A 13250-nucleotide genomic window follows, 5' to 3' on the forward strand; every position below is an offset into this window, starting at 1 on the left:
ATCAGGAATGGAAACGAATTAGGCTTCTTCCACGAGGATGTTCCCGGAGGAGACGCCCATGCCTTCCTTGTTCGACATATTCGCCCAAGCCCAGAACGGCGCCGGCATGCAGGCGCTGGCCCAGCAGTTCGGGCTTTCGATGCAGCAGACCCAGGCCGCGGTGCAGGCGCTGCTGCCGGCCTTCTCACAGGGGCTTCAGCGCAACACGGCGGACCCCTATGGGATGGGCGCCTTCATGACGGCGATGGCGAGCGGCCAGCATGCCAAATATTTCGAGGACGCGACCCGGGCCTTCTCGCCGCAAGGCATTGATGAAGGCAACGGCATTCTCGGTCACCTGTTCGGCTCGAAGGACCTGTCGCGCGCCGTGGCCGCCCAGGCCGCGCAGGCGACCGGCCTCAGCCAGCAGGTGCTGCAGCAGATGCTGCCGGCCATGGCCTCGATGATGATGGGCGGGCTGTTCAAACAAACCAACAACCAGATGCAGGCCGCTGGCGGCTTCGGCGGCGGCAATCCACTCGGCGAGATCATCGAGGAAATGATGCGGCAGGCCGGAGGCGGCGCGCAAGCGCCGCAACCGGCACCCAGTCCCTATGGCGACAACCCGCTCGGCAAGGTCCTGCAGGACATGTTCGGCGGCGGCGCGCAACAGCCGCAAAGCCAGCCGCAGCAGGCGCCGAACCCCTACGGTGACAATCCGCTCGGCAAGGTCCTGCAGGACATGTTCGGCGGCGGCGCGCAACAGCCGCAAAGCCAGCCGCAGCAGGCGCCGAACCCCTACGGTGACAATCCGCTCGGCAAGATGTTCGAAGAAATGCTGCGCCAGGGCGGTGGCGGATTTGGCTTGCCGGGCGGGCAGCCGGCGCCGCAGCAGCCGCAGCAGAGCCAGTCGCCGCAGCCGCAAACCAACCCGAGCGGCCGGCCGCGGAACCCGTTCGACGATATTTTCGGCAGGATGTTCGAGACCGGCGCGCAGCAGCGTGACGAGTACCAGAAGGGAATGGAGAGCATCTTCGACCAGTTCAAACGCGGCATGGGCCGGCGGTAGCTTTCGCGCGGCCCAGGGTGTGTCGAGATTCAGGTCAGGCCGAGCCGAAAATGCTGATTTCCGAGAACCGGCCTACGCCGGCCGTAGCCTTCATAGAGCGAAGAGACTTATGGGGCTTCGGCCGGCAAGGCCGGAGCGGAGCGTACTTGAAGTACGTGAGCACCGGAAGCGCAGGAAGCCGCCATTTGCAGGCCGGCATCACCTGAATGGCGACGTGCCAAAAAATGCCCGGTCCTGGAGGGGTACCGGGCAATGTGCAGGCAGGCCGGCGGGGAACCGGCAGGGAGTGTGGGAGCCTGCATGAAGCTTGGTCGCGCCGGACCCCGAAAAGGTTCAGGGGCGGCCCAAAATGCAGTCGGGCAGCCGATCAGGCCACCTTGCGAGCGAGGTCCTCGATCGTGTCGGCGCGGTCGCTGGCGATGGCGCGCAGCTTGGCCGTCGGATCGCGGCCGAAAGGAACGGCGACAGCGACATGAAGGTCGGCGCGGGTCAGGCCGATGTCGGCAAGCTCGGCATCCGACATCTCGCCAAGGCGATAGAAGGCCCGGCGGTTTTTCCAGGCGCGAAAGGTGTTGGCGACCGCATTGAGCACGCGCGTCGCAACGGCCGGACGCGTGGTGATGCGCGGGGTCTGGGAGGCGAATTCGATCGTGGTCATGTCAGTCTCTCCTTCACGAGTCGAGCGGACGAAACCAGTCAGCCGGCGCCTTGGGAGAAAGCGCCGTTGCGGTCTCGATACACTTAAAGTGACGCATGTCGCTGCCCCAAAACCGGGGACCACTTTTGGGCGACATGCGGTGCCTTCATGTGGACGAAGGCAATTTGCCACTGCACGATTGATTAATCCAACGAATGTTTCTAATCTTTAGCATCAACATCAATGATGGATTGGACCGATGAAAGCGCCGCTCGATCTCGATCAGTTGCAGACCTTCATCTCGATCGCCGATACGGGAAGCTTCACCCGCGCCGCGGAGGAGGTGCACCGGACACAGTCGGCGGTGTCGATGCAGATGCGCCGGCTGGAGGAGCGGATCGGCAAGCCGCTGTTCGAAAAGGACGGCCGCACCAACAAGCTGACCGAGGAAGGCGACAGGCTGCTGTCCTACGCGAGACGACTGATCTACCTCAATCGTGAGACCTTGGCCGCCTTCGACGACCAGCGGCTCGAAGGCACGATCCGCATCGGCACGCCGGACGACTATGCCGACCGTTTCCTGCCCGAGATCATGGCGCGCTTCTCGCGTTCCAACCCGCGCGTCGAGCTGACCGTAGTCTGCGAACCGACGCCGGGGCTGGTCGAGCACATCAAGCGCGGCAATCTCGACCTCGCGCTGGTGACGCACAACGATACGCGCGGCCAGTCGGAAGTGGTGCGGCGCGAGCCGCTTCTGTGGGTTACCTCGGCCAACCACGCCACGCATGAGCAGGAGATCCTGCCGATGGCGTTCGGCCGGCCGAACTGCATCTGGCGACGCGCGGCCGTCGACGTGCTCGACCGGCAGAACCGCGAATATCGCGTGCTGTTCTCCAGCTTCTCGGCCACGGTGATCACGGCAGCCGTGCTTTCCGGCCTCGCCATCTCGGTGCTGCCGGAATGCGCGCTCAGGCCCGGCATGCGCGTGCTCGGCGAGGCCGACGGGTTCGATGCGCTACCGGATTGCCGCATCGGCATCATGCGCGGCCAGACCTCGCAACCGGAGATCGTCGACGCGCTGGCCAGGCACATCGCGGAGAGCCTGGACAACATTTCCGTGCCGGTCGGCGAGGAGACGGGAAGCTTCGACTTCGCCGCGCTTGCCTTCGCCAAGATGAAGCGGACCAAGGCAAACCAGATCCTGCCTGGCTGGTGATCCTTGGGGCCTTGTTCGATCGCGCTCGAGCAGGTCATCGTCTCACGGAAACGCTGACCTGCTCTGACACTTGTTTTTCTCGCAATTCCGCAGCGAAGGCGCCGAGCCTAACCGTTGCACACTTTTCCTGGATTTGTTCTAGCGCGTTTCACCGTTTCACGGAAACGGCGAAACGCCCTATCTCCTTGTTTTTACGCAATTCCAGACGGAAAATCGCTCACACTTTTCCTGGAATTGCTCTAGGCGCGAGCGGCGGTCGGCCCGACCTCGTCCGGCGAAGCCAGACCAGAAAGGCTGAGCAGTTGGACCGGCTCGAGCGGCGGCGACAAGAAATAGCCCTGTAGCTGCCGGCAGCCCATGGCGACCAGCAGCATCTTCTGCGCCTCGGTCTCCACACCCTCGGCGGTGACGTCGACCCCGAGCGCCATGGCGAGATCGATCAGCGCCTTGACGATCGCCGCCGAGTTGCCGTCGCCATCGAGAAGCCGCACGAAGGAACGGTCTATCTTGAGCTTGTCTATGGCGTGGCGACGCAGGTAGCTCAGCGATGAATAGCCGGTCCCGAAATCGTCCAGAACGATGCCGACGCCCAACTGGCGCAAGGTCGCCAGAGCCGCCCGCGAAGCATCGCTGTTGTCCAGAAGCACGCTTTCGGTGATCTCGAACTGCAGGCGCTGCGGCGCCAGCCCGGTGTCGGCAAGGATCGACGCAACCTGTTCGGGAAAGCCGGCGTCGCGCAACTGCAGCGGCGACACGTTGACGGCGAGCCACGGCAGGTCGGTGCGCACGGCGAAGCGGCAGGCCTCCTGCAGCACCCACGCACCGAGCTGGCCGATCATGCCGCGTTCCTCGGCGATGGCGATGAATTGCGCCGCCGGCAATGCGCCATGCACATCATGCCCCCAGCGGATCAGCGCCTCCGCGCCGAGGATCGTCTCGCCGTTCGCCGCGAACACCGGCTGGTAGGCAAGCCTGATGCCGGTGCCGCCGTCGAGGGCCTTGCGAAGCTCGGTCTCGACCTTGCGCTTGCGCAGGAGCAGGTCGTCCATGTCGCCGGCGAAGACCTGGTGCCGGCTCCGGCCGTTCTTCTTGGCTTCGTAGAGCGCGATGTCGGCCTTGCGCAGCAGATCGTCGGCATCCGTCTCGCCGCCGGGCGATAGCGCGATGCCGATCGAAGCGCTGACAAAGACCTGATCCTCCATGAGCTTGAACGGCTCCTGCAACTTCTGCAGCAGCCGCTCGGCGATATCCTCGGCGGCGCGGATATCGCGGATGTCGACGAGGATCAGCGCGAACTCGTCGCCGCCCAGCCGTGCGACGGTATCCACCTCGCGAACGGTGTGCTGCAGCCTGGCCGCTGTCTGGCGCACCAGCTCGTCGCCCGCAGGATGGCCGAGCGTGTCGTTGATATGCTTGAAGCGATCGAGATCGAGATAAAGCAACCCCACCCTTCCCATGTCGTGAACCGCGATATCCTGGCCGGCCCTGAGCAGGGCCCGCCGCAGGCGGTCCTCGAAAAGAGCCCTGTTGGGCAGGCCGGTGAGCGTGTCGTGGAAGGCGAGATATTGCGCCTCATCCTGGCTGGTCTGCAGCGCGGACGAGGCGCGGCGGAGCCTGCGCAGCAGGAACGCCAGGACGCCCGCCGCCACAAGCAGCGCCACGCCCAGCGCCGGCGCCATCTTGCGCACCAGCGCAAGACCGGGCCGCTCCCGATCCCAGCCGACATAGCCGAGGATGACACCGCGGGAATCGACCAGCGGGACCGCCGCGGCGCCGACCGGTTGCGACAGCGGTACAAGCCGCGCACCGTCGAGCAGATATTTTCCCGCAATCCTGCGGATGACGGCGTCGTTGATGAACTCCACCGACACGTGCAGATATTCGGTGCCGGGCGCCTGCGTGACCCGGTCCGAACTCGGCAGCAGCGGCATGACGCTCAGGATCGCCGGCTTGCCGCCAAGCGACACCAAGTCCTCCGCGATCATCTTGGCAGGCTGGCCGGAAGCGTCGGTCTTCGGCGGCCCGGCCAGCATGCGACGCAGCTTCTCGACGGATGGCTGCAAGGCAGGCTCGTCCCTGCCATAGGCGGACGGATCGACTACCTTGCCTTCCTGCATGGCATGAATGGGATGGTCGGCGGCATCGAGTATGTAGACCTGGCTGTGACCGTAATAGGTGTACATCCAGACGCTGAGATTCTCCTCGATCCAGGTCTGGTTGCCGGCTCGCACATTGGTGATCGCGTCATCCCAGACCGAAACGCTTTCCTGTTCACGCTGAACAGACGCAATCTGATCCTTCAAACCGTCGGCGATGAATATTTTCTGGCGTTCGAGCGAGACGTCGTCGGCCTGGGCGGTCGCATAGACGCCAAAACCGACGACGATGAACAGCGCGAAGACAGCCAGCGTCAGCACGGTGAGCGTGACCTGATGCGTCAATGGGCTGCTGTTGGTGCGTTCGCTCATGCGTTCCCTGGGCCGACTTTCCTGCCGCCAGTCAAAGCAAATCGGGTTTAAGATCGCGTTATAATATTAGCGAGGATTGCTCCCTGCCTTGACGCGGCCCGATAAGCGTTCCCCAATCATGTGATGAGCGAAGCAGCAACCGAATCACGCAGCAACGCCACCGAATATACGGTGAGCGAGATTTCCGGCGCGCTGAAGCGCACGGTCGAGGACGCTTTCGGCAATGTGCGGGTGCGCGGCGAGATCTCCGGCTACCGCGGGCCGCATTCCTCCGGCCACGCCTATTTCGCGCTGAAGGACGACCGCGCCCGGATCGATGCCGTGGTGTGGAAGACCACGATGGCGCGCCTGAAATTCCGGCCCGAGGAAGGGATGGAAGTGATCGCTAGCGGCAGGCTGACGACCTATCCCGGCAAATCCAACTACCAGATCGTCATCGACAATCTTGAGCCGGCCGGCGCCGGCGCGCTGATGGCGCTGCTCGAAGAGCGCAAGCGGCGGCTGCAGGCCGAGGGCCTGTTCGATTCCGGCCGCAAGCGGCGGCTGCCGTTCATGCCGCGCGTCATCGGCGTCGTGACCTCGCCGACGGGCTCGGTGATCCGCGACATCATCCACCGCATCAAGGACCGCTTCCCGCTCACCGTGCTGGTGTGGCCGGTCAGGGTGCAGGGCGAGACGACGGCCAAGGAAGTGACCGCAGCCGTCAACGGCTTCAACGCGCTCACCTGGGACGGCCCCATCCGGCAACCCGACCTTCTGATCGTGGCGCGCGGCGGCGGCAGCCTCGAGGACCTTTGGGGCTTCAACGACGAAGGCCTGGCGCGCGCCGTCGCGGCCTCGCATATTCCGGTGATCTCCGCGGTCGGGCACGAGACCGACTGGACGCTGATAGACTTTGTCGCCGACATGCGCGCGCCGACGCCGACGGGCGCCGCCGAAATCGCCGTGCCGGTCAGGGCGGACCTGGAGGCCACCCTGGCAAGCCTCGGCGCGCGGCTCAACGCCTGCGCCTCGCGCAATCTGGAGCGCAAGCGCCAGGCGGTGCGCGCCGCGGCGCGCGCGCTCCCCTCGCCCGATCAATTGCTGGCGCTGCCGCGCCGCCGCTTCGACGAGGCGACCAGCCGGCTGGGACGAGGTCTGACGGTGAGCATCGAGCGCAAGCGCGCAAGGCTGGAGAGGCAGCGGCTGACGCCGGCCACCTTGTCGCGCCGCCTCAACGAGACGCGCACGCTGACAGGCCGCGACATCGCCCGCGCACGCGCCGCCTTCTTCGCGATCGTTCGCCAGGGCCGGGCGCGCTTCCAGCGCACGTCGGCGAGACTGTCACCAACGCCGATCGTGCGGCGGCAGAAGCTGCGGGCCGACACTCTGGCCGGGCTGACCCGCCGCCAGGATCAGGCGATGACGCGGCGGCTCGACCAGTTGCGTGCCGCCCTCACCCAGGCCGACCGGCTGCTCGCCACGCTGTCGCACAAGGCCGTGCTGGCGCGCGGCTTCGCGCTGGTCAAGGACGCCGACGGCGCCGTCATCAAGCGCGTCGCGGAGCTGGCGCCGGGGGCGGCGCTGCAGCTGGAGTTCGCCGACGGCAATGCCGAGGCCATCGCCACCAGCGGCGGGGCGCGGCCGAAGCTGGCCGCCAAGCCGTCGGGCAAGGCCAAGGAGCCGGGCAATCAGGGCTCGTTGTTCTGAGGACGGGATGAGCAGCAACGACCCGCATCTTCGCACGCCATCGGGCAAGCCGCGTCTGCGCTCGTTCGGGATAGTCCTGGACGGCACGCCCGGCCGCTTCAACGCCATCACCGACGTGCCGGGCGTCGCGGTCGGCTATACGACGCTGATTGCCGGCGACGGCCCGCTCCAGATCGGCAAGGGGCCGGTGCGCACCGGCGTCACAGCGATTCTGCCAAGACCGGTTCAAGAGCTTGCGACGCCGGTCTTCGCCGGCGTCTTCAGCCAGAACGGCAATGGCGAGCTGACCGGCACGCACATCATCGAGGAGACCGGCGCCTTCAACTTCCCGGTCACCATCACCAACACCCATTCCTGCGGCGTCACGCGCGACGGCACGCTGCGCTGGATGAGCCGCGTGCTGCCGGCCGCGCTCGACAGCGCCTGGGGCCTGCCGTTGGCGGCTGAGACCTATGACGGTTTCCTCAACGACATCAACGGCCATCATGTCGGCTTCGAGCATGTCGCCGAAGCGCTCGACAGCGCAACAGGCGGCGCCATCGAGGAAGGCAGCGTCGGCGGCGGCACCGGCATGATCACCTTCGGCTTCAAGGCCGGATCCGGCACCGCCTCCCGCATCGTCGAATGGCAGGACAAGCGCTACACGCTCGGCGTGTTCGTGCAGTCGAATTTCGGCAAGCGCAGCAATTTCACCCTTCGCGGCCGGCGCGTCGGCCCGGAATTGGCCGAACCGGCGATCCGCGAAGGCACGCCGCGCGCCGAAAAGGGTTCGATCATCGCAATCGTGGCCACCGACGCGCCGTTCCTGCCGCATCAGATGAAGCGGCTCGCCCGCCGCGTGCCGCTGGGCATCGCCATGACCGGCGGCTACGGCTACCACAGCTCGGGCGACATTTTTCTCGCCTTTTCGACCGCCAATCCCGAAGCCGCGCTGGCGCCTCCAGGCCGCATCGCCCGCGCCGATTTCATCCCGGACGTCGATATCGATCCGTTCTTCGATGCGGTGGTGCAGGGAGTGGAGGAAGCGATCCTCAACGCCATGGTCGCCAACGAGGACATGACGGGTCGCGACGGCAATTTCGTGCCGGCGCTGCCAAAGGCGTGGCTCAAAGAGAAATTCGGGTAGGCCGGATCCAGGATCAGGCCGAACAATGCCTGTTTTTTTCCGGCTCAAGCCGGGACAGGCATCTCACTTTGACGGCTTGTCCGGCGCCGTCTGTTGCTCGCTCTCTTCGGCGACTTCCTCGAGCCGCGAAGCAATCAGTTCCTGGATGTCGCCGACTTCCTCCTGGATGTCTTCCAGAAGAATGCCTTCCTCGGCGGCCTGGGCGCAGCACTCCCTGGCGAGGGTCTCGGCCTGCTTCTCGATTCTGGCCGGCGAATGCTGGCAATGGACTTTCTCGCCAATCCATCCGCGCAAGAACTCGATCGCATGTTCACTCATACTGCTTCTTCCCTAGCGGCAATGCCGGTTGGTAGTCATGAACGCCCCCATCCCGCTATCGGATGCAAGTCCCATTCGAGCCGAGTCGGCCTCGCCCGGCAAGACATCTTGCCCGAGGTCCACAAAGCGGGAGGAATTGGAGGGTTCAGGAAACACGTTCTGATTGGTGAGGGTGATGATGCCTTGGCAGGACCGTCAAGGATCCGTTCTATTGTTTCTGTTTGCTTTTTCCCGGTTTTTCGAACCGATTTCCGTGACAGCACGCAACGCATTTCGGCGATCTCGCAGGCGAGTCCAAGAGGCGAGAAACCGAAAGCCGCCGGTATATAGTGATATCCTCATGCAATGTCGACTCCGCTCGCCGACCCTGCTTCTTTCCGCCGCGTCCGGTGAGAAGGCGACCTGAGATCACAAGGACATGCGGCCGGCTTCGCCAGGCACAGCGCGATGCCGTCATTGGCCCCTTGAACGCTCAACTCTGGCACGCGTAACATCAAATCGCTCACTTGAGTCTGTTTCATTCGTCCGGGCTAATGCACGGATCGGTTTGGATATTTTCCTTTGCATAAGGATGCAAAAAGCAGCGCGCCGGAGCGCGGCAAATCCTTTGCCCATGTGGCGGAAGCCTCCTGGGGAAAGGGTCTCAGCACCCTGCTCCGCATCATGCGCATGACGCTGCGCCACCCCTGGCAAGTCGCGATCACCATCGTCTCGACCTTCATCGCCGCGACGCTGCAGCTTCTCATTCCCCGCCTGCTGGGGCGCGCCATCGACCAGGCGCAAGGCGTGATGGCCGAGGGTGCCGGCATCGCCGCGCAGCACGCGCTGTGGGGCACGGCGCTCACGCTGCTGGTCGTCAGCGTGCTGCGCGGCCTCTTCACCATGGCGCAGAACTACTATGGCGAGGCCGTCGGCCATCAGACCGGATATGAGCTGCGCCTGGCCTTCTACGAGAAGATCCAGCGCCTCAGCTTTGCCTTCCACGACAGGGTCCACACCGGCGATCTAATCACGCTCGGGCTGCTCGATCTCGACGGCGTGCGCATGTTCTTTTCGACCGGCGTCCTGCGCGTGGTCCTGCTCGGCGTGCTGATCGGCGTCGGCGCCTATCTCCTGATCAGCACCGATCTCGTGCTCGGACTGCTCAGCCTGAGCTTCGTGCCCTTCGTCGCCTGGCGATCCTCCGTCACCCAGCTCAGGCTGCGCAGCACCTGGCTGACGCTGCAGCAGCGCCTGTCGGTGCTGAGCCGGGTGATGGACGAGAATCTCGGCGGCATCCGCGTCGTGCGCGCTTTCGCGGCGCAGCGCCATGAGCTGGGCAAATTCGACCGCGCCAAGCAGGATGCGCTGGCTCTCGCCAACGAGCGCGTCGATATCCGCGTCAGCAACACCAGCGCCATGAACTTCTCGTTCCTGGCGGCCATGGGCCTGGTGCTCTGGTTCGGCGGCCAGAAGGTGATGTCGGGTCAAATCAGCGTCGGAACGCTGGCGCAGTTCCTTACTTTCATGACCATCCTGCAGATGCCGGTGCGCCAGCTCGGCCTGATGGTCAACTCGTTCGCGCGCGCCTCGACCTGCGGCACGCGGCTGTTCGAACTGCTCGACACCGAGCTCGACATCAAGGACGCGCCGGGCGCCAAGGACCTCGTCGTCACCGACGGCGTGCTGCGCTTCGAGGATGTCGGCTTCCATTATCCGGGCTCAGGCGGCCGGCCGACATTGTCGGGCATTTCCTTCGAGGCCAGGCCCGGCCAGACCATCGGCATCGTCGGCCCGCCCGGCAGCGGCAAGTCGACCATCGCGCATTTGATCCCGCGCTTCTACGATGTGAGCTCGGGCACCATCACCATCGACGGCCAGGACATCCGCGAGGTCACCCTGCAGTCGCTGCGCAAGGCGGTGGGCGTCGTGCAGCAGGACGCTTTCCTGTTCACCACCTCGATCGAGAACAACATCGCCTACGGCAATCCCTGGGCGCGCGAGACGCGCATCGAGCGGGCGGCCGAGTCCGCCCAGCTGCACAACTACATCATCGGGCTTCCGGCCGGCTACACCACGATCGTCGGCGAACGCGGCGCGTCGCTCTCCGGCGGCCAGCGGCAGCGCCTGACCATCGCCCGCAGCCTGATGCTGCGGCCTTCGGTGCTGGTCTTCGACGATTCGACCGCGGCCATCGATGCCGGCACCGAGCAGCGCATCCGCGCGGCGATGAAGCGCTTCGCCAAGGATCGCGTGACGCTCATCATCTCGCATCGGCTGAGCTCGCTGATGCATGCCGACCAGATCCTGTTCGTGGAAGGCGGCCGGATCGTCGAACGCGGCACGCATGAGGAGCTGCTGGCCTTGGGCGGACGCTACCGCGCTCTCTACGACCTGCAGCTCAGGCCCGACGACGACCGGCCCATCGCGCTGGGGGCGGCATGATGTCGACACAGAACGACGACGAGAAGGAAGACACCAGCGGGCGGCCGGCAAAGGCCGTCGTCGGCTCGCATCGCGACGAGGAAGAGGTTTTCGGCAAGGCCTACGATCCGCGCATCGTGCGGCGCATCTGGAGCTTCGTGCGGCCGTACCGGACCCGGATTTTCATCTCGGTCGCCGCAGTGCTGGTGTTCACGCTGACGCAACTGGCGATCCCGCTGGTCATCCGCTACGCCATCGACCACGGCATGGCGCCGGGCAGGGTTGACCGTTCGGTCATGGCCTGGGCGACCAGCGCTTTCGCGGCGGTCATCCTGGTGAACTATGCGGCGAGCTATGTTCAGGAGAGCGTCGTCGGCAAGGTGGCGGAAAACGTCCTGTCAGACCTGCGCCGCGCCATGTTCGGCCATCTGCAGCGGGTCTCCCTGAGCTTCATGGACAAGACCGAGGTCGGCCGGCTGATGTCGCGCCTGCAGGGCGACGTCAATTCGATGCAGGAGTTCCTTGAGACATCGGTCATGTCGGTGGGCGACATCGTGCTCTTGTTCGGCATCGTCAGCGTGCTCCTGTGGCTCGATTTCCGGCTCGGTCTGCTGACGCTCTCGACCATGCCGATGCTGTTCATCGTTCGCCTGTTCTGGCTGCCGCGCGCCAAGGTCGCCTTCATGGCCGCGCATGAAACCAACTCGATCGCCAACGGGGCTTTGGCGGAAGGCATCCACGGCGTGCGCACCGTGCAGAGCCTCGAGCGCCAGCACGTCAATTTCGAGCTCTATGACGAGAAGGTGCTGGCCAATCTCAATGCGCATCTGCGGTCGGCCAAATACGCGCAGGTGATGGTGCCGATCGTCGACACGCTGACCGGGATCGCGATGGCGACAGTCATCGTCGTCGGCGGCTCGATGGTGCTGTCGCACGGCCTCGACATCGGCGTCATGGTGGCGTTCCTGTTCTACATCCAGCGCTTCTTCGACCCCATCCGCTCGCTCACCATGCAGTACAGCGTCATGCAACGCGCCATGGCTTCCGGCCAGCGCATCTCCGAAGTGCTCGATGTGCCGGTGGAGGTCAGCGACCGGCAAGGCGCGGTGGCGCTGTCGCGCGACATGGACGGCTCGGTCGAGTTCAGGAACGTCACCTTCGGCTACCGGCGGAACCAGCCGGTGCTGAAGAATGTCAGCTTCCGCGTCAATCCGGGCGAAACGGTCGCGCTCGTCGGTCCGACCGGCTCGGGCAAGTCGAGCTCCATGGCGCTGGCGCATCGCTTCTACGACGTGTGGTCGGGTCAGGTCCTGGTCGGCGGGCATGACGTGCGCGACCTGACGCAGGATTCGCTCGGGGAACAGATGGCGATGGTGCTGCAGGAGCCGTTTCTGTTTTCCGGGACGGTGCTGGAGAACATCCGCTATCACAAAACCAATGCAACCCGCGAGCAGGTGGTGCGCGCGGCCAGGGCCGTCGGCGCGCACGACTTCATCGAGCAGTTGCCCGGCGGTTACGACACCGAGCTCGAGCAGCGCGGCGGCAATCTCTCGCTCGGCCAGCGGCAGTTGATCAGCTTCGCGCGGGCGCTGGTCGCCGACGCCAAGATCCTCGTGCTCGACGAAGCCACGGCCAGCATCGATTCCTACACGGAGATGCTGATCCAGAAGGCGCTGATAAAACTGCTGGAAGGCCGGACCGGGCTCGTCATCGCCCATCGGCTCGCCACCATCCGCGGCGCCGACCGCATCATCGTCTTGCAGAACGGCGAGATCGTCGAGAGCGGCAACCACGAACAATTGATGGAACGGAAGGGCCTTTACGCCCGGCTCTACAACATGAACTACGCCTCGTTCGACGACATTTCCGAGGAGGAGATGGAAATGGACGCAGTGGCCGGCAAAGCGACGTGACCGCCAAGAAGTTTTCGCAAGAAAAGGCGGACCTGGGGGACACCGGCTCCGCCTTGCCTGCCGACGGGCTTCGGGGGAGAAGTCTGGGTTCGGCGCGCAGTATGGGCTAGGCCGCAGCCTGGCGCAGCTCCGGCAGATCGATGAAGCGGCCAAGATCCTGAGCGCGGTGCAGGAGAGAGCCGACAAGCCCATCGACCCAGTCCTTCGCGCCAAGACGCGCCTGCAGTTGCAGAAGCTGAAAGAGGACGCGAACCCCTGTTACATCAGACTGGAGCCCGCGAAGGCAAACCTGCCCCCGCTTGAGCTTGCCGGCGCCTGATGCAGGCATCCTGCTTGCCGCAAGGAGCCTGATCTCGCGCGCCATGCCCACCGCAGGCTGAATTGGCCGACCTGGCCGGAGCGATTGCTTCGTTCGCCTCGCTTCGCTCCGGG

Annotated in this window: 10 protein-coding genes; 6 read left to right on the plus strand and 4 right to left on the minus strand. The window is 65.0% G+C overall.

Annotated elements, in window-relative coordinates; translation table 11 throughout:
• Positions 1-58 precede the first annotated feature (58 nt).
• Positions 59-1048, plus strand: a complete 990-nt coding sequence (locus tag EJ067_RS09675; protein ID WP_126085729.1) for a DUF937 domain-containing protein — start codon at positions 59-61, stop codon at positions 1046-1048.
• 367 nt (positions 1049-1415) lie between these two features.
• On the opposite strand, the gene EJ067_RS09680 is transcribed toward EJ067_RS09675, so the two are convergent.
• Positions 1416-1706, minus strand: coding sequence for a DUF1127 domain-containing protein (locus EJ067_RS09680; protein ID WP_126085730.1), 291 nt, complete (start codon positions 1704-1706; stop codon positions 1416-1418).
• A gap of 238 nt (positions 1707-1944) precedes the next feature.
• Here EJ067_RS09680 and EJ067_RS09685 point away from each other — a divergent pair, with 238 nt between their 5' ends.
• On the plus strand, positions 1945-2901 hold the full coding sequence (locus tag EJ067_RS09685) for a LysR substrate-binding domain-containing protein (protein WP_126085731.1): 957 nt from the start codon (positions 1945-1947) through the stop codon (positions 2899-2901).
• Between the two features lie 239 nt (positions 2902-3140).
• Here EJ067_RS09685 and EJ067_RS09690 read toward each other — a convergent pair whose 3' ends face one another.
• Positions 3141-5369 carry an EAL domain-containing protein gene (locus EJ067_RS09690; RefSeq protein WP_126085732.1) on the minus strand — a complete coding sequence of 743 codons (2229 nt, stop codon included), beginning with the start codon at positions 5367-5369 and terminating at the stop codon, positions 3141-3143.
• A gap of 123 nt (positions 5370-5492) precedes the next feature.
• Here EJ067_RS09690 and xseA point away from each other — a divergent pair, with 123 nt between their 5' ends.
• Positions 5493-7058, plus strand: a complete 1566-nt coding sequence (gene xseA / locus EJ067_RS09695; protein WP_126085733.1) for an exodeoxyribonuclease VII large subunit — start codon at positions 5493-5495, stop codon at positions 7056-7058.
• A 7-nt stretch (positions 7059-7065) separates the two neighbouring features.
• Complete coding sequence (locus tag EJ067_RS09700) at positions 7066-8184, plus strand: P1 family peptidase (RefSeq protein ID WP_126085734.1); 1119 nt, start codon at positions 7066-7068, stop codon at positions 8182-8184.
• A 63-nt stretch (positions 8185-8247) separates the two neighbouring features.
• On the opposite strand, the gene EJ067_RS09705 is transcribed toward EJ067_RS09700, so the two are convergent.
• Positions 8248-8502, minus strand: coding sequence for a DUF768 domain-containing protein (locus tag EJ067_RS09705; RefSeq protein WP_126085735.1), 255 nt, complete (start codon positions 8500-8502; stop codon positions 8248-8250).
• A 561-nt stretch (positions 8503-9063) separates the two neighbouring features.
• On the opposite strand from EJ067_RS09705, the gene EJ067_RS09710 reads away from it, so the two are divergent.
• A complete protein-coding gene (locus EJ067_RS09710) occupies positions 9064-10926 on the plus strand; it encodes an ABC transporter ATP-binding protein (RefSeq protein ID WP_126085736.1) in 1863 nt (620 codons plus the stop codon).
• Entirely contained in the window at positions 10926-12818 is a 1893-nt protein-coding gene (locus EJ067_RS09715) for an ABC transporter ATP-binding protein (RefSeq protein ID WP_126089571.1), read from the plus strand. Before EJ067_RS09710 ends, EJ067_RS09715 begins: the two co-directional genes overlap by 1 nt.
• Positions 12819-12924: 106 nt before the next feature.
• Here the strand turns inward: EJ067_RS09715 and EJ067_RS34525 are convergent, their stop codons facing one another.
• Positions 12925-13182, minus strand: coding sequence for a hypothetical protein (locus tag EJ067_RS34525; protein ID WP_189510530.1), 258 nt, complete (start codon positions 13180-13182; stop codon positions 12925-12927).
• Positions 13183-13250 lie beyond the last annotated feature (68 nt).

It is taken from the genome of Mesorhizobium sp. M1D.F.Ca.ET.043.01.1.1, assembly GCF_003952385.1.
Classification (GTDB): Bacteria; Pseudomonadota; Alphaproteobacteria; order Rhizobiales; family Rhizobiaceae; genus Mesorhizobium.